Annotated in this window: 15 protein-coding genes and 1 tRNA gene; 8 read left to right on the top strand and 8 right to left on the bottom strand. The window is 67.7% G+C overall.

From position 1 onward, the window contains the following. Positions 1–16: 16 nt before the first annotated feature. Both BMW75_RS19990 and BMW75_RS19985 read right to left on the bottom strand, forming a co-directional pair. Complete coding sequence (locus BMW75_RS19990) at positions 17–1,426, bottom strand: amidase family protein (protein ID WP_092581571.1); 1,410 nt, start codon at positions 1,424–1,426, stop codon at positions 17–19. 27 nt (positions 1,427–1,453) lie between these two features. Beyond that, positions 1,454–2,440 carry a Bug family tripartite tricarboxylate transporter substrate binding protein gene (locus tag BMW75_RS19985; RefSeq protein WP_092581570.1) on the bottom strand — a complete coding sequence of 329 codons (987 nt, stop codon included), beginning with the start codon at positions 2,438–2,440 and terminating at the stop codon, positions 1,454–1,456. 143 nt (positions 2,441–2,583) lie between these two features. Between BMW75_RS19985 and BMW75_RS19980 the strand changes: the two genes are divergently transcribed. The 3 genes from BMW75_RS19980 to BMW75_RS19970 all read left to right on the top strand — a co-directional run bounded on the left by BMW75_RS19980 (position 2,584) and on the right by BMW75_RS19970 (position 6,251). Then, the gene (locus BMW75_RS19980; RefSeq protein WP_092581569.1) at positions 2,584–3,492 is read left to right on the top strand and encodes a LysR substrate-binding domain-containing protein; all 909 of its coding nucleotides are present in this window, start codon (positions 2,584–2,586) and stop codon (positions 3,490–3,492) included. Between the two features lie 171 nt (positions 3,493–3,663). Then, entirely contained in the window at positions 3,664–5,508 is a 1,845-nt protein-coding gene (locus tag BMW75_RS19975) for an ABC transporter ATP-binding protein (protein WP_092581568.1), read from the top strand. A gap of 140 nt (positions 5,509–5,648) precedes the next feature. Next, positions 5,649–6,251, top strand: a complete 603-nt coding sequence (locus BMW75_RS19970) for a hypothetical protein (protein WP_092581567.1) — start codon at positions 5,649–5,651, stop codon at positions 6,249–6,251. Between the two features lie 120 nt (positions 6,252–6,371). Here the strand turns inward: BMW75_RS19970 and BMW75_RS19965 are convergent. The 5 genes from BMW75_RS19965 to BMW75_RS19945 form a co-directional block, all read right to left on the bottom strand. Next, positions 6,372–6,445: transfer RNA gene (locus BMW75_RS19965), tRNA-Gly, on the bottom strand. A gap of 106 nt (positions 6,446–6,551) precedes the next feature. Then, positions 6,552–7,538 (bottom strand): Bug family tripartite tricarboxylate transporter substrate binding protein, encoded by a 987-nt coding sequence (locus BMW75_RS19960; protein ID WP_092581566.1) that lies wholly within the window; start codon positions 7,536–7,538, stop codon positions 6,552–6,554. 162 nt (positions 7,539–7,700) lie between these two features. After that, positions 7,701–8,651: a hydroxymethylglutaryl-CoA lyase gene (locus BMW75_RS19955; protein WP_092581565.1), complete on the bottom strand. Its 951-nt coding sequence runs from the start codon at positions 8,649–8,651 to the stop codon at positions 7,701–7,703. Beyond that, on the bottom strand, positions 8,648–9,841 hold the full coding sequence (locus tag BMW75_RS19950) for a CaiB/BaiF CoA transferase family protein (RefSeq protein WP_092581564.1): 1,194 nt from the start codon (positions 9,839–9,841) through the stop codon (positions 8,648–8,650). The genes BMW75_RS19955 and BMW75_RS19950 overlap by 4 nt, the downstream gene beginning before the upstream one ends. 126 nt (positions 9,842–9,967) lie before the next feature. After that, positions 9,968–10,864, bottom strand: a complete 897-nt coding sequence (locus tag BMW75_RS19945; RefSeq protein ID WP_092581563.1) for a LysR substrate-binding domain-containing protein — start codon at positions 10,862–10,864, stop codon at positions 9,968–9,970. A 128-nt stretch (positions 10,865–10,992) separates the two neighbouring features. Between BMW75_RS19945 and trmB the strand changes: the two genes are divergently transcribed. The 4 genes from trmB to lysM all read left to right on the top strand — a co-directional run bounded on the left by trmB (position 10,993) and on the right by lysM (position 13,717). Then, complete coding sequence (gene trmB / locus BMW75_RS19940; protein WP_254792075.1) at positions 10,993–11,817, top strand: tRNA (guanosine(46)-N7)-methyltransferase TrmB; 825 nt, start codon at positions 10,993–10,995, stop codon at positions 11,815–11,817. Further along, positions 11,817–12,758, top strand: coding sequence for a prolyl aminopeptidase (gene pip, locus BMW75_RS19935; protein ID WP_092581561.1), 942 nt, complete (start codon positions 11,817–11,819; stop codon positions 12,756–12,758). Before trmB ends, pip begins: the two co-directional genes overlap by 1 nt. 11 nt (positions 12,759–12,769) lie before the next feature. After that, positions 12,770–12,970, top strand: coding sequence for a sulfur carrier protein ThiS (gene thiS / locus BMW75_RS19930; RefSeq protein ID WP_056559414.1), 201 nt, complete (start codon positions 12,770–12,772; stop codon positions 12,968–12,970). A gap of 300 nt (positions 12,971–13,270) precedes the next feature. Then, positions 13,271–13,717, top strand: a complete 447-nt coding sequence (gene lysM, locus BMW75_RS19925; protein WP_076517132.1) for a peptidoglycan-binding protein LysM — start codon at positions 13,271–13,273, stop codon at positions 13,715–13,717. A 295-nt stretch (positions 13,718–14,012) separates the two neighbouring features. Here lysM and ffh read toward each other — a convergent pair whose 3' ends face one another. Further along, on the bottom strand, positions 14,013–15,419 hold the full coding sequence (gene ffh, locus BMW75_RS19915; RefSeq protein WP_092581559.1) for a signal recognition particle protein: 1,407 nt from the start codon (positions 15,417–15,419) through the stop codon (positions 14,013–14,015). 106 nt (positions 15,420–15,525) lie between these two features. Between ffh and BMW75_RS19910 the strand changes: the two genes are divergently transcribed. Further along, positions 15,526–16,368, top strand: a complete 843-nt coding sequence (locus BMW75_RS19910) for a cytochrome C assembly family protein (RefSeq protein ID WP_092581558.1) — start codon at positions 15,526–15,528, stop codon at positions 16,366–16,368.

Raw genomic sequence — 16,368 nt, 5'->3', positions numbered from 1 at the left:
GACTGGCAGGCCGGGCTCAAACGGTCAGCCGGTCCAGCACCGACCAGCCCGCCCGCGCCTCGATGTCCTCTCCCACGGCCAGGCACAGGTCTTCGCGGAAACGCCCCGCCACGACCTGCACGCCGACGGGCACGCCGTCCGCCATCCCCACCGGCACCGACAAGCCCGGCAGTCCCAGGATCGCCGTCGAGACCAGCGGACTCTGGGCCCGCAGGATATCCGCCATCGCATCCGGCCCCTGCTGGTCCAGATCCACCGGAAACGGCAGCGCGAAGGACACGGGCATCAGCAGCACGGGATAGCGGTCGAAGAAGCGGCCCCATTCGCGCAGGATCGTCGTGCGCATCGCCATCGCCTGGATGAAGCCGTCCTTGTCCCGCTGCGGCGTGTGCGCCACCATGCTCTGGTAGGCGTTCTGGATCGCACGGTCTCCGGCGCGCTCGATCTCGCGCCGCATGGAACCGGCGGCCTCGTTCATCAACACGTCCAGCCACAGCCGGGCCGCGGCGTCGAACTGCGGCGGTTCCGCGGCCTCGACGATATAGCCTGCGTCCTGCAGCCAGCCGGCGGCGCGTTGCAGCGCGTCGGCGACCGCGGGGTCGGCGCGCCATTGCGCCGTGCCGGTAAAGAGCGCCACGCGCCGCTCAGCGGCCGCGGACGCAAACGCCAGCGGCGCCGGCACCCACCACGGGTCCCGCGAATCGCCGGCCGACATCGCCGCCAGGCCCAGCCGCAGATCGGCGACGCTGCGCGCCAGCGGTCCCTGCGTCGCGGCCAGTTGCGAGGCCACCGGCCGCTCCGACAACTGGCTGGCGTTGTAGCCCGGCACCCGCCCCTGCGACGGCCGCAGTCCCGCCACCCCGCACGCATAGGCCGGATACCGGATCGAGCCGCCCTGGTCGCTGCCATGGGCAAGCGGGCCGATCCCCAGCGCGGCGGCCACGGCCGCCCCGCCGCTCGATCCGCCCGGCGTGCGCGCGGCATCGAAGGGATTGAGGGTGCGGCCATGCAGGTCGTTGTCGCTGAACCAGCGCCACGAGAACGCGGGCACGTTCGTGCGGCCGATGACGACCGCGCCCGCGCGGATCCAGTTGTCCACGGCCGGATTGTTCTCGTGCGCGATGAGGTCCCGGTAGGCCGTCACGCCGTTGGTCGTGGCGGTGCCCGCCAGGTCCGCGTTGGCCTTGATCGTCACCGGCACCCCATGCAGGATGCCCAGGCCGCGCCCGGCGCGCACGGCGGCGTCGGCCGCGTCCGCGGCGCGCAGCGCCTGTCCGGCGTAAAGCTCGGTCAGCGGATTGAAGACCGGATTGACCTCGCCGGCGCGGTCCAGGCAGCTTTGGACCGCTTCGCGGCTGGATATCTCGCCGCTGCGGATGGCGCGGGCAAGGTCAAGCGCGTTCCAGCGCCAGAGTGCATTCGACATGGTGTCTCCTTCCTGTTCTAAGCGTATTCAGTCGGCCGACGCGCCCGATTGCCTGACCATCACGGCCCAGCGCGGGATCTCGGCGGCGATGAGGCTGGCGAACTGCGCGGGCGTGGAGGGCGTCGCATCCACGGACAGGGTCTCGTTCTGCTTGAGCACGGCGGGGTCCTGCAGCGCCTTGGCGATGGCGGCGTTGAGCCTGTCGATGACCGGCTGGGGCACGCCCGCGGGCGTGACGATGCCGCCCCACGACACCACCTCGAAGCCCTTGAGGCCCGACTCGTCCAGCGTCGGCACGTCCGGCAGCACCGGCACGCGCTTGAGGCTGGTCGCCCCCAGGACCTTGACCTGGCCGGCGCGTATGAACGGCAGCACACCCGCGACGTTGTCGATCATCACGTCGAGCTGTCCGCCCGCGATGTCCACCACCGCCTGCTGGCCGCTCTTGTAAGGCACGTGCAGCATGGTGGTGCCCGTCTCGCTCTTGAGCATTTCGCCGGCCAGATGCGCGCTGGACCCGACCCCCAGCGACCCCACGCTGACCTTGCCCGGGTGCTGCTTCGCATACGCGACCAGTTCCTGCACATTGGCTGCCGGCAGGTCATTGCGCGCGATCAGCACCAGCGCATTGCTGATGGCCAGGCTGACGGGCGCCAGGCTGCGCTGCGGGTCATAGGGCAGCTTCGCATACATGCTCTTGTTGATCGCCAGCGTGACGATGTTGCCGAAGCCGATCGTGTAGCCATCCGGTTGCGCCGCCGCCAGCGCCTGCGTGCCGACGATGCCGCCGGCCCCGCCCCGGTTGTCCACGATCACCGGCTGGCCCAGTTCGCGCCCCAGGGCGTCGGCGATGGGACGCAGCACCACGTCGGGACCGGAACCCGCGGCATACGGCACGATGAGCTTGATCGGGCGCGCCGGCCAGTCGGCCCGGGCGGCGCCCGCGCCGGTCGCGGCGCACAGGACCAGCAGCAGCGACAAGGCGCGGCGGATACGGCTGGGGAAGACTTGCATGGCTTTCTCCTTGAGGGCGGTCGGACCGGGCTGCGGATCGCGCCCGGTTCCTTGTCGCCTCAAGATTAGGGATCGTCCCCGCTGCGCGGAAGGCTATATTTTTGTTAAGGTGACCACCCCAGGTTGTCAGGGCGGGAGCCCGCATGAAAGACCATCATCTGCGGGCGTGGCTAAAGGTGGCCGAACTGCGCAGCATCCGCGCCGCCGCGCGCAGCCTGCACCTGAGCCAGGCCGCGGTGACCAAGGCCATCAAGGAGCTGGAGATCGAACTGGCTGCCCCGCTCCTGACGCGCAGCCCCAAGGGCATCGCCGTGACGGAATGCGGCGAACATCTCACGGTGCGCGCGCGCCTGGCGCAGGCGCAGCTTGCGCTGGCGCGCCAGGACATCCGCCAGTTGCTCAGCGGCGCGCAGGCGCGGGTGGCGGTGGGCGTGACGCCCATGGTCATGCTGAGCGTGCTGCCGGATGTGCTGACCGAGTTCAGGACCCGCATGCCGGCCGCGCGGGTCAAGGTCTCGGAGGGCCTGCTGGCCGCCGTGCAACCCGCGCTGCGCAACGGCACGATGGATTTCGCGCTGGCCTCGCGCATGAAAGACGGCGGCGGCGGGCACGAATTCGACTTCGAGGAACTGCGGCCGCTGGAATTCATGATCGCCTGCCGCAAGGGCCATCCGCTGGCGCGGGCGCGGCGCTGGGAAGACATCCGGGGCTGCGAATGGCTGCTCAACGTGTCGGGCGGCAGCCACACCGAGGCCTTCCTGCACGGCCTGCGCGCCCACGGACTGCCGGAACCCGAACGCGTCATCGACTGCGACACGTTTGGCGTCATGTGGAACCTGATGACCCGCAGCGACGCGCTGATCGTCTGTCCGTCGGGCATGCTCAACGTCAAGCCCTATGGCGACGAAGCCCGGCGCATCCGCGCGGACGTGCCCATGCCGGTGGCCAGCATCGGCATCATGACCCTGCAAGGCACCCCGCTGTCGCTGGCGGCGGCCACCATGGCGGACATTTTCCGGCGGCACGTCGCGCGCGGGGCGCTGCGGGGTTAGCGCGGGCGCGCCGCGACCCGCCTGACGAGGGGTGTAATCTTCGTGACGCCCGCCTTTTCGGCTTTTGTCGACGCGACGCGGTATCGCTGACGCACCGCGCCCCCGGCGCTCGCCCTCGGCCCCGGCGCCGTCCAGCTGCCCCGCACTACCCCAGATTTTGGAGTCTCTGCCTTGTTCCGCAGATTTGAAAGCCAGCTCAACCCGTTCCCCTCCGAGAACGTGCCGCCGCCCCCCAAGGGCTTCTTCGCGTTCCTCTGGTTCTGCACGCACGGATCGCGCCGCTACATCGCCGCGCTGGCGGTCCTGAGCGCGGCGGTCTCCATCTATGAAGCGTGGCTGTTCGCCTTCCTGGGCCAGGTCGTCGACATGCTGACCGCCTGGCACGCCGGAGAGCCCGCGTCGGCGCACGAGCGGCGCGTCCTGTGGGGCATCGCCCTCGTGCTGTGCGCCAGCGTCGGCGTGGTCGCGCTGCGCACCCTGGTCCAGCACCAGGTCCTCGCCATCAACCTGCCGCTGCGCCTGCGCTGGGACTTTCACCGCATGATGCTGCGGCAGAGCCTGTCCTTCTTCTCCGACGAATTCGCGGGCCGCGTCACCACCAAGGTCATGCAGACCGCGCTGGCCGTGCGCGAAGTGCTGCTCACCTTCTGCGAAATCGTGCTGGGCATCGCCGTCTACTTCTTTGCCATCGTGGCGCTGGCGGGCGGATTCGATCTGCGCCTGATGCTGCCGTTCATCGCCTGGATGGCCCTCTACGGGCTGACCATGATGTATTTCGTGCCGCGCCTGGGCAAGGTCGGCAAGGACCAGGCGCACGCGCGTTCATCCATGACCGGGCGCGTCACCGACGCCTACACCAACATCACCACCGTCAAACTGTTCTCGCACACCAACCGCGAAGCCCGCTTCGCGCGCGCGGCCATGGAGGACTTCAAGGAGACGGGCTACCGGCAGATGCGCCTGGTCAGCCAGTTCGAGATCTTCAACCAGATCCTGGCCACCGCGCTGATCGCCTCGGCCGGCGGCTACGCGCTCTGGCTGTGGCACGGCAACGAGATCGGCACCGGGGCCGTCGCCGCCGTCGCCGCCATGGCGCTGCGGGTCAACGGCATGTCGCACTGGATCATGTGGCAGATGACGTCGCTCTTCGAGAACATCGGCACCGTGCAGGACGGCATCGGCACCCTGACCCACCCGCCGAAAGTGCAGGACGCGCCCGACGCGGTTGCGCTGCGCGTCACCCGCGGCGAAGTCGAGTTCGACAATGTCTTCTTCAACTACAACAACGAACGCCAGGTCCTGGACGGCCTGAGCCTCACGGTGCGGCCCGGCGAGAAAATCGGCCTGGTCGGCCGCTCCGGCGCGGGCAAATCCACGCTGATCAACCTGCTGCTGCGCTTTTACGACGTCGACCGCGGCGTGATCCGCATCGACGGCCAGGACATCTCCCGGGTCACCCAGGACAGCCTGCGCAGCGCCATCGGCATGGTGACGCAGGACACCTCGCTGCTGCACCGGTCCATCTGCGACAACATCGCCTATGGCCGTCCCGACGCGGACCCGTCGGAGGTCCGCGCCGCCGCGGCCCGCGCACAGGCCGACGAATTCATCGAGCAGCTCAGCGACTCCCACGGCAACAAGGGCTACGACACGCTGGTCGGCGAACGCGGCGTCAAGCTTTCCGGCGGCCAGCGCCAACGCATCGCCATCGCCCGCGTCATGCTCAAGAACGCGCCCATCCTGCTGCTGGACGAAGCCACCAGCGCGCTCGATTCCGAAGTCGAAGCCGCCATCCAGGAAAGCCTGGACGAGGTCATGCAAGGCAAGACGGTCATTGCGATTGCGCACCGGCTGTCGACCATCGCGGCGATGGACCGGCTGATCGTGATGGACCAGGGGCGCATCATCGAGCAGGGCAGCCACGCGGAACTGCTGGCCTTGAATGGGGTGTATGCGCGGCTGTGGCGGCATCAGAGTGGGGGGTTTCTGGCCGAGGACCCGAGCCAGCCGGTTTGATATCGGGGCCGGGCCCGCGCCCGGCCATTGCACGCTAAGGAGCAGTCCCAATTCCCATGACAGGTTTGGTTGCACTTTATTAGGGACACAATAACGGTCCGATCGGATAATCGCCGCGCCATTCGAAAAGGATCTTTATTTTGAAGTTGAAAGCTGCACTCCTCATCTCTGCGCTGACCGCTGTCGTCTTTGCTCCCGCGAATGCCGCGTCCCAGCGTTCGGTCGACCCCCGCACATTTGACGTCGCCGGCGTCAAAACAGGCATGGACTTCGACGAAGCGCTCGCCGCTGCCGCCAAGAACTTTCAGGTTGGCAAAGAAGACATCCGGATTGGCTACGCGACTAACAACCCCGTCACGAACACCAAAATGCCGATGAACTTCAGCTACGAAAAGGACGGCGTCGACTTCATCGTTCATTTCGAGCCGCGCGTGCCCGTCGATAAGCAACGGCCACTGGTGGTGTCGCAGATCCGGTATGAGCTGCCCTGGACTCCCGCCAACAAGGAAGCGATGGGCAAAGCGGTGCTGGAAAAATACGGCCGTCAGTCCAACTATCCCAACGCTTTGAGCCTGGAGTGGTGCCAGAAGCCGAGCACGAACCCCGGCATGGGCTGCTCGACGGACATGACGCAAGCGGTATTGAAATACACCGGCGTCAGCATCCAGATGTATGACCCGGCATGGACGAACGCGCGGATCAAATATGTAGAGCAGAGCCAGTCCCGCAAGCCGAGCTTTTAAGGCGATTTGGGATATTGACTGCTAGCGGACCAGCGCCCGCCGCGCAGACCGGCGGGCGCAATGCCCGAAACTTCATCGTGGGATTTAAGTTCCAGGCAGGAACACACTGGATTTAAGGAGTGGAGCGGGTGAAGGGAATCGAACCCTCGTATGAAGCTTGGGAAGCTGCCGTTCTACCATTGAACTACACCCGCTCGGGTGTCGTGCCGCGGCCGTGGGCCGGGCAGAGCCGCGATTATAGCGCGGCTTTTTTCGGCCGGGGCGGCTCGAAAAGCCCGCCCCCTGGAAAAGCCGCCGCCATCAATTCGCCGTGATATTCGCCGCCTTCACCACCTTGCCCCAGCGGTCCAGCTCGGCCTGCGTGTAGGCGCCCAGTTCCTTCGGTCCCATGAAGGTCGCTTCGGCGCCCTGCTCGCCCGCCTTCTTGCGGAACTCGTCGGTCTTCATGATCTTCTGGATTTCGCCGGCGATCTTGTCGACCACGGGCGCGGGCGTGTCCTTGGGCGCGTACATCGCGAACCAGGACGACACGATCAGGTCGGGGTAGCCCGCTTCGGCGGCGGTGGGCACGTCGGGCAGCGACGGCAGGCGGGTGTTGCCGGTGACGGCCAGCGCGCGCAGCTTGCCTGCGGCGATCTGGCCCAAGAGCGGCGGCGGGGTGGTGATGGTCATGTCGACGGCGCCGCCCAAGAGATCGTTCAGCGCGGGGCCGGTGCCCTTGTACGGGATGTGCGTGATCTGCGTGCCGGCCATCTGGTTCAGGAGTTCCGTGGCGACCTGTTGCAGCGAGCCGTTGCCGGACGAGGCGTAGTTCAGCTTGCCCGGGTTGGCCTTGGCGTACTCGACCAGTTCCTTCAGCGACTTGATGGGCAGGTCCGGACGCACGACCACCACTTGCGGCGCCGACAGCACGTTGGCGACCGGCGCGAAGTCCTTGATGGGGTCCCAGCCGGCGGCGGGCGTGACGTGCGGGGTGATGACCTGGAAGCCCGAATACTGAAGCAGCAGCGTGTAGCCGTCCGGCTTGGCGCGGGCCACGGTCTGCGCGGCGATGCCGCCCGATGCGCCGGGCTTGTTCTCGACCACGACGCTCTGGCCCAGCGCCGCGCCCAGGGGCTGGGCGATGAGGCGGGCGGCGATGTCGGTGGTGCCGCCGGGCGCGGCGGACACGATCAGCGTCACCGGGCGGTTGGGGAAATCGGCCTGGGCGCTGGCGACGCCGGCGGCGACGGTCAGGGCGAAGGCAGCGCTGGCGCGCAGGGTGTTGGGCAGGCGGGTGAAGGCCATGAGTTGTCTCCTGGATCTTGTTATCGGTGGGTGATGATCAGGTGCTGCGGGTGCTGCGGGTACTGCAGGTGCTTCGTATGCAGCGGATGCAGCAGGTGCTGCAAGCGCTGCGGATGATTCGGTTACGGGTTTCAACGTAAGCGTTCAAGCCACGCCCATGGATCAGTCAGCCGGAAACCGTTCGGCCAGCCACGCCGGCGGCGCATGCAGGGCCAACCTCGGCCCGGCCTGCAGCAGCGCGTTGGACAAGGTCCGCTGCACCAGTCCGGGCAGGCCCCGCACGATGGCCAGCAACGGTTCCAGCGACACGCCCGTCTCCACGCCCATGCAGGCGAACATGTGGACCAGTTCTTCGGTGTTGACGTTGCCGCTCGCGCCCGGCGCGTAGGGACAGCCGCCAAGCCCGCCGGCCGCCGCGTCAAAGCGCGTGATGCCGGTCTGCCAGGCCGCGATGGCGTTGGCCAGCGCCATGCCGCGCGTGTTGTGCAGGTGCACGGTCAGCGCAACGCCGGGCAGGCGGGCCGCCGCCTGCTCGCACAGGCTGGCCACCTGCGTCGGAAACGCCATGCCGGTGGTGTCGCACAACGTGATGCCGGCGGCGCCGGCGTCGACCAGCCGGGCGGCCAGGTCCAGCACCGTGTCGGCGGGCACGTCGCCGTCGAACGGACAGCCGAAGGCGGTCGACAGGGACACGTTGCAGGGCGCACCGGCCTTGGCGGCGGCGGCGAGCACCTGCGACAGTTCGGCGAACGACTGGTCGCGCGTCATGCGCAGGTTGGCGCGGTTGTGCGTCTCGCTGCACGACATGACGAGGTTCATTTCGTCGGTGCCCGCTTCCAGCGCGCGTTCCAGCCCGCGGACGTTGGGCACCAGCGCGGTGTAGATCACGCCCGGCTGGCGGCGGATGCGGCGCATGACGTCGACCGCGTCGGCCAGGGCCGGGATCGCCTTGGGCGAAGTGAAGCTGGTGACCTCGATGCGGGCAAAGCCGCAGTCGGACAAGGCGTCCACGAAGGCGACCTTGTCGTCGGTGGACACCAGGGCCTTCTCGATCTGCAGCCCGTCACGCGGGCCGACTTCGTTGATCTCGATGCGGGCGGGACCGTGGTTCATGCAATCACTCCCTTGGCGCGCAACGCGGCGCGTTGTTCTTCGGTCAGGCCGGCTGAGGCCAGCACCGTGTCGGTGTGTTCGCCCAGCGTGGGCGCGCGTTCGCGCACCGCGCCCGGATTGGACGACAGGTAGGGGAACACGGCGGGCATTTCGACCTGCACGCCCGCCGCCGATTCCACCGAGGTGATGGCGTTGCGGGCGCGGTAGTGCGGATCCTTGGCGATGTCGGCGACCGAGTAGATGCGGCCGGCGGGCACGCCCGCTTCCAGCATCGCGGCCAGCACGTCGTCGATGCGGCGTTGCTGCGTCCAGGCGCCGATGGCGGCGTCGATCTCGTCGACGCGCCGCGCGCGACCGTCGTTGTGCGCGAGCGCCGGGTCCTGTCCCAGGTCTTCGCGGCCGATGCGCGCCATCAGGCGGGTGTAGATGGCGTCGCCGTTGCCGGCGATGAGCACGTAGCCGTCCTGGCACGGATAGGCGTTGGACGGCGCGATGCCGGGCAGCGACGCGCCCGCGGGTTCGCGCACCGCGCCGAACACGGAGTATTCCGGCAGCAGGCTTTCGCTGAGGTTGAACAGGCTTTCGTAGAGCGCGGTGTCGATCACCTGTCCCACGCCGCCGCGCGCATCGCGCTGGTACAGCGCCAGCATCACGCCCAGCGCGCCGTGCAGGCCGGCGATGGTGTCGCCCAGCGACAGGCCGGCGCGCACCGGCGCGCGGCCCGGCTCGCCGTTCAGGTAGCGCAGGCCCGCCATGGCCTCGCCAATGGCGGCAAAGCCCGGCTCGCGCGCCTTGGGGCCGGTCTGGCCATAGCCCGAGATGCGCAGCATGATGAGGCGGGGATTCAGTTCGTGCAGGGCTTCCCACGACAGGCCCCATTTCTCCAGCGTGCCGGGACGGAAGTTCTCGATCAGCACATCGGCCTCGCGCGCCAGCAGGCGCACGATGTCCTGGCCTTCCTGCTGGCGCAGGTCCACGCAGACCGACTGCTTGTTGCGCGACTGCGCCTCCCACCACACCGAGGTGCCCTCGTGCAGCAGGCGCCATTTGCGCAGCGGATCGCCCTGGCCCGGCGGCTCGATCTTGATGACCTGCGCGCCGAAGTCCGCCAGGGTCTTGGCCGCGAAAGGCCCCGCGATGAGTTGCCCCAGTTCCAGCACCCGAATGCCCGCAAGAATCTGCCCTGCCATATCGCCTCCCAGGCGCGTCCAACCGTAATGATGGACGGCAGTGTGCGCGCAAAGCGCCGCCCGGCGGAATGGACAATCGGGGAAAGGGGCATTCCCGGAACGAGAAACCCCGGGCAAACCCGGGGCTCAGCCCTCGCCGCGCAGGTGCGCCAGCAAGAGGCGCGCGGCCACGGTGAGGGTCTCGGCGTCGCGCACCCCCAGCAGCAGCCAGCGGCGCGCCCACTCGTCGGTCAGCGGAATCAGCCGGATGGGCATGGAGCGCGCATGCGGTTCGGCGGCGATGCGCGGCAGGACGCCCACGCCGCGCGTGGCCGCCACCATGCGGCAGATGGCGTCGAAGCTGCGGACCTGGATGCGCAGGCGCATCGCCCGGCCCATCCGCCCGCTCTCCTCGGACAGTCGGGTCGCCAGCGAGGTCGCGGGGGGCAGGCCGACGTAGTCGTACGCCAGCGTGTCGGCAAAGGCGACCTGCGGCTCGGCGGCCAGCGGATGACGCTGCGGCACGATCAGCACCAGTTCGTCCAGGCGGTACGGGAAGGTCGCGAGACCGTCTGCGGGCGTGCGGTCGGCGAAGACGCCAATGTCCGCCCGGTTCTCCAGCACGGCGGTGACGATGTCGCTGCTGTTCTGCTCCTCGAGGTCGATGCGCACCGCGGGGTGTTCGTCCATGAAGGCGGCCAGGTCCTCGGGCAGGAACTGCGTCAGCGACGACGTGTTGGCGGCGATGCGCACCTGTCCGCGCACGCCCTGCGCGAAGTCCGACAGCGCGCCCGCCATTTGCTCCACTTCCTGCAACACCCGCAGCGCGTGCACCAGGCAAGTCTGGCCGGCGTCGGTGAGTTCCACTCCGGCGGCGTTCCGGTACAACAAGGGGGAGCCCAGCGCAGCCTCCAGGTCCGAGATGCGCTTGCTCGCCGCCCCGACCGCCAGGTGCGACTGGCGCGCGCCGGCCGAGATGCTTCCCTGGCGCGCCACGGAAACAAACAGGGCGAGCGTGACGAGGTCGATGCGGGCAACGTTCATGAAAATGGCCTACGGCACAAGGGGAACCGGGCTGGAACTATAGCCGCAGGGATCCGGGACAAATGCGTCCCTATTTTAGTGCCGATGGCCGACGCCGCGCGGGCAAGGCTGCCACTACAATCCCGCCTATGAATACGAACAACCCCACGAACAGCCCCACGAACACCCCCGCGGACCCGGGCGTGAGCCCTGCCGCAACCCCCGCTTCCGACGCCGCGCCCGCCCCCGTTTCCCCGGAAACCCAGGCCGCGCTGGCCAGCACCGCGCACGCGCCCAACAGCCCCGGCGCCACCCACATCCGCAGCTTCGTGCACCGCCGCGGCCACATCACGCAAGGCCAGCTCGCCGCGCTGGAGCGCCTGATGGGCCAGTGGTCCATCCCCTACGCCCCGCGCCGCCTGGATCCGGCCGCCGCCTTCGGACGGCAGGCCCCGACGGTGCTGGAGATCGGCTTCGGCATGGGCGAAACCACCGAGAAGATCGCGCTGGCCCGTCCCGGCGACAACTTCCTGGGCGTGGAAGTGTTCAACGCGGGCGTGGGATCGCTGCTGCGCCGCATCGAAGACTCCAGCATCCAGAACCTGCGCATCATCCAGCACGATGCCGTCGAAGTGGTGCGTGACATGATCGCCCCGGATTCGCTGGCCGGCGTGCACATCTACTTTCCGGATCCGTGGCCCAAGAAGCGCCATCACAAGCGCCGCCTGATCCAGCCCGCGTTCATCTCGCTGCTCGCCAGCCGCATCGCTCCCGGCGGCTACATCCACTGCGCCACCGACTGGGAAGACTACGCGGTGCAGATGCTGGACGTGCTGAGCGGCGAACCGCTCTTGAAAAACACCGCGGACGGCTACGCGCCGCGTCCCGACTACCGCCCCCTCACCAAATTCGAGACACGCGGCCTGCGCCTGGGCCACGGCGTCTGGGACCTGATCTTCAAGCGAGTCGCCTGATGCTCTATCCGCCGATCGAACCCTACCGCCAAGGCATGCTGGAAACCGGAGACGGCCACCAGATCTATTGGGAAATGTGTGGCAACCCCAAGGGCAAGCCCGCCGTCTTCCTGCATGGCGGGCCGGGCAGCGGCTGCTCGCCCGTGCACCGGCAGCTCTTCGATCCGCAACGCTACAACGTCCTGCTCTTCGACCAGCGGGGGTGCGGCCGTTCCCTGCCCCACGCCAGCCTGGAGAACAACACCACCTGGCACCTGGTCGCCGACATCGAGCGCCTGCGCACCGAAGTGATGGGCGCCGAGCAATGGCTGGTGTTCGGCGGATCCTGGGGATCGACGCTGGCGCTGGCCTATTCGGAAACGCATCCCATGCACACCAGCGAACTGGTGCTGCGCGGCATCTTCGGCCTGCGGCGCGCCGAGATCCAGTGGTTCTACCAGGAAGGCGCGTCGTGGCTGTTCCCCGACCGCTGGGAAGACTACCTGGCGCCCATTCCCGAAGCCGAACGCGGCGACATGGTCGGCGCGTACCACAAGCGTCTGACCGGCAAAGACCCCGCCGAACAACTGCGCGCCGCCAAGGCCTGGAGCAAATGGGAAGACAGCACCATCACGCTGCTGCCCAGCCCGCGCCATCAGCAAAGCCATGCCGCGGACCGCGCCGCGCTGGCCTTCGCGCGCATCGAAAACCATTACTTCTTCAATGCCGGCTTCATGGAAGAAGGCCAGCTCATCCGCGACGCGCACAAGCTGCGCGGCATTCCCGGCACCATCGTGCAGGGCCGCTACGACGTCTGCACGCCCGCGCGCACCGCGTGGGACCTGCATCGCGCCTGGCCCGAAGCGCACTTTCACCTGGTGCCCGACGCCGGCCATGCCTTCGACGAACCCGGCACCCTGGCGCGCCTGATCGCCGCCACCGACGCCTACGCAAAACAGTGAGGAACCCTGTCATGCACATCACCCTGAACGGAGACGCCCGCGAGTTCCCCCTGGACACGACGGTCAATGAATTGCTCGAAACGCTGGGCTACGCCGGCAAGCGCGTGGCCGTCGAGCGCAACGGCGAAATCGTGCCCAAGAGCCAGCACGCGCAGACCGCGCTGTCGGACGGCGACCAGATCGAAATCGTGGTCGCGGTGGGCGGCGGCTGACGCGTCCGATCGCAGCGCATGTCGCTGTTTTGAGCCCCCCCGAAAGGCCGCTGATGCTCAGCGGCCTTTTTGCATGCAGCCCCTCGCACGAGAGGGCTTACACCCGCAGATACCATCGTCCGACGAAGATGCCAGCATTGTTGCGTAGTCTGGCAAAAGGCTAGCAACCTGTTACACCACAACCCCTCGTCGTAGGGCAAATGAGCGAGTCATAATCGTTTCTGCCGCGCCGCCTTGAACGACGCCAGCGCCGTTACGGCGCGCAGGTTTTCTCACCGCAACATCGATAAAGGAAACACTATGGGTCTGCTCAATTTCATCAAGGACGTTGGAGAAAAACTCTTCGGCGCCAGCGAGGCGAAGGCCGCGACGGCAGAAGAGTTGAAGAAAGAGCTTGATAAGCACGGCCTGAACGCGGATGGCCTGCAAATCTCGGTGGACGGCGACAAGGTCACGGTCGCGGGCGAGGCCCTCAGCACCGAAGACGCCGAGAAGATTTCGCTGGCGTTGGGCAACACCGTGGGCGTCGCGGCGGTGGACAACCAGTTGAAGGTCAAGCAGGCCACGCCCGAAGCCAAGATGTACACGGTGCAAAAGGGCGACAACCTGTGGAAGATCGCCGAGGCGCAATACGGCAAGGGCCAGGGCGCCAAGAACTCACTGATCTTCGAGGCCAACAAGCCCATGCTCACCAGCCCCGACAAGATCTACCCGGGCCAGGTGCTGCGCATTCCGCCGCTGTCGTAAGCGGCCCGTATTCCGACAATCCGGGGGACACCCATGCGTTCTCCGGCTTGTGTCGCGGCGCGGCGCCCCCTGCCTGCCGCGATTGCTTGGCCAGACGCAATGTCTGGCCATTTTTTTGGGTGGGTGTGGAGGTGCCAGACACCTGCGGCGGCGGGGCTGCCCCCTTGGGGGGCAGCAAGCGAGCGAAGCGAGCGCGGCGTGGGGGCCGCGCCCCGCCGCCCGGCCGCCCGAAGGCGGGGGCTGCCCCCTCAAGGGGCAGCAAGCGAGCGAAGCGAGCGCGGCGTGGGGGCCCTGACTACTTCATCCCGAAGCGGCCCAGCCCCTTCATGCCGCCCATGGCGCGCATCATCTTCGCCATGCCGCCCTTTTTCATCTGCTTCATCATGCCCTGCATCTGCTCGAACTGGGCCAGCAGGCGGTTGACCTCCTGCACCGGAACCCCGGAGCCGGCCGCGATGCGGCGCTTGCGCGAGGCCTTGATCAGTTCGGGCTTGGCGCGTTCGGCCGCGGTCATGGAATTCAAGATGCCTTCGGTGCGGCGAAGCTGCTTTTCGGCCTGGCCGCCCTGCAACTGCCCGGCAGCCTGCTGGAACTGCGCCGGCAGCTTTTCAAGCAGCGAACCCATGTCGCCCAGCTTCTTCACCTGGCCGAGCTGATCGCGGAAGTCGTTCAGGTCGAACTTGTTGCCCGACTTGATCTTGGACGCAAGCTTCTGCGCCTCGGCGATGTCGATGTTCTTTTGCGCCTGCTCCACGAGCGAGACGATGTCGCCCATGCCCAGCACGCGCTGCGCCATGCGGTCGGGATAGAAAGGCTCAAGCCCGTCCAGCTTTTCCGACACGCCGACGAACTTGAGCGGCTTGCCCGTGACGTGGCGCACCGACAGGGCCGCGCCGCCGCGGGCGTCGCCGTCCAGCTTGGTCAGCACCACGCCCGTGAGCGGCAGCGCCTCGGCAAACGCGCGCGCGGTGTTGACCGCGTCCTGGCCCTGCATGGCGTCCACCACGAACAGCGTTTCCACCGGCTTGACCAGGTCATGCAGCGCGCGGATTTCGCGCATCATGGCTTCGTCGATGCCCAGGCGGCCCGCCGTGTCCAGGATCAGCACGTCGTAATGATGGCGGCGGGCATGATCGACCGCGCCGCGCGCGATGTCTTCCGGCTTCTGGCTGGGATCGGACGGCAGGAAGTCCACGCCGACCTGCGCCGCCACGCTCTTCAACTGGTCGATGGCGGCCGGACGGTACACGTCGGCGGACACGACCAGGACTTTCTTCTTGCCGGTCTTGCGGCCGTGCTGCGTATGCTGGCCTTCGGACAGCCAGCGCGCCAGCTTGCCGGTGGTGGTGGTCTTGCCGGCGCCCTGCAGGCCCGCCATGAGGATGACGGCGGGCGGCTGCACGGCCAGCGACAGCTCGTTGGAATCGGCGCCCAGGTCGCCGCCCATGAGCGCGGTCAGCTCCTTGTGGACGACGCCGACCAGCGCCTGCCCGGGGCTGAGACTGCCGGCGACTTCTTCGCCCAGCGCCTTGTCCTTCACCCGCGCGACGAATTCGCGCACGACGGGCAGCGCCACGTCGGCTTCCAGCAGCGCCATGCGCACTTCGCGCAGCATCTCCTGGGTATTGGCCTCGGTCAGGCGGGCTTCCCCTCGCAGCGTCTTGACGACGCGCGACAGGCGTTGAGTTAGGTTATCGAGCATGAGAGGCGTTTCCGCTTAAACTAATTGATTGAACGGTGGCCGCAGGCGCGGATTCTGCGCTTTCGGGTGACGCGCACCCCAAGGCCCCATCCAGACAACGGTTTCTATGTCACTAGGCATTGTATTTCACACAGCGGCTGCCTTGGCGTACGCAGTGCTCGGGGGGTCGCTCTGGATCCGCCTGGCTGGCGCCGGGGAAGTCGAACAGACCGGCAGAATCGCCCGTCTGTGCCTGCTGGGAGCCCTGGTTCTCCATGGAATCGGGCTGCAACAATCGATGCTGGAGTCCCGCCATCTTTTCATGGGATGGGCCCTTGCCCTGTCCGCCGCCATCTGGCTTGGCATGGTCGTGTTCTGGCTGGAAAGCCTGCTGGTGCGCATCGACGGCCTGCAATTGCTGCTGCTGCCCGCCGCCGCCCTGGCCAGCGGCCTGGCCGCCCTCTTCCCGCAAGGGCAGTTCGTGCCCCACGCCGACGATCCCTGGCTGCGCGCGCACCTGCTGATTGCTCTGGCCGCCTATGGCCTCATCACCATCGCCGCCCTGCACGCCATGATGATGGCCCTGCTGGACCGCCACCTGCACCGCCCGCTGGACGCCCCCGCGCAGCGCAGCATCGTCGGGCGCGTGCTGGATTCGCAGCCGCCGCTGCTGGTGCAGGAACAACTGCTTTTTCGCATCATCTGGATCGGCTTTGTCGTGCTGACGCTGGCCGTGGGCTCGGGCTCGGTGGCCTCCATGAAGCTGACCGGCAAGGTCCTGCCGTTCGACCACAAGACCGTCTTCACCCTGCTGTCCTGGCTGACCTTCGGCGTGCTGCTGGCCGGCCGCCACATCTGGGGCTGGCGCGGCCGCGTCGCCCTGCGCTGGACCCTGACGGGTTTTGGTTTCCTGATTCTGGCCTACACCGGCAGCCGGTTCGTGCTGGAAATGATTCTGCATCGAGGCTGA

This window comes from Achromobacter sp. NFACC18-2, assembly GCF_900108985.1.
GTDB lineage: Bacteria > Pseudomonadota > Gammaproteobacteria > Burkholderiales > Burkholderiaceae_B > Achromobacter.
This window is presented reverse-complemented; position numbering and strand designations above follow the sequence as displayed.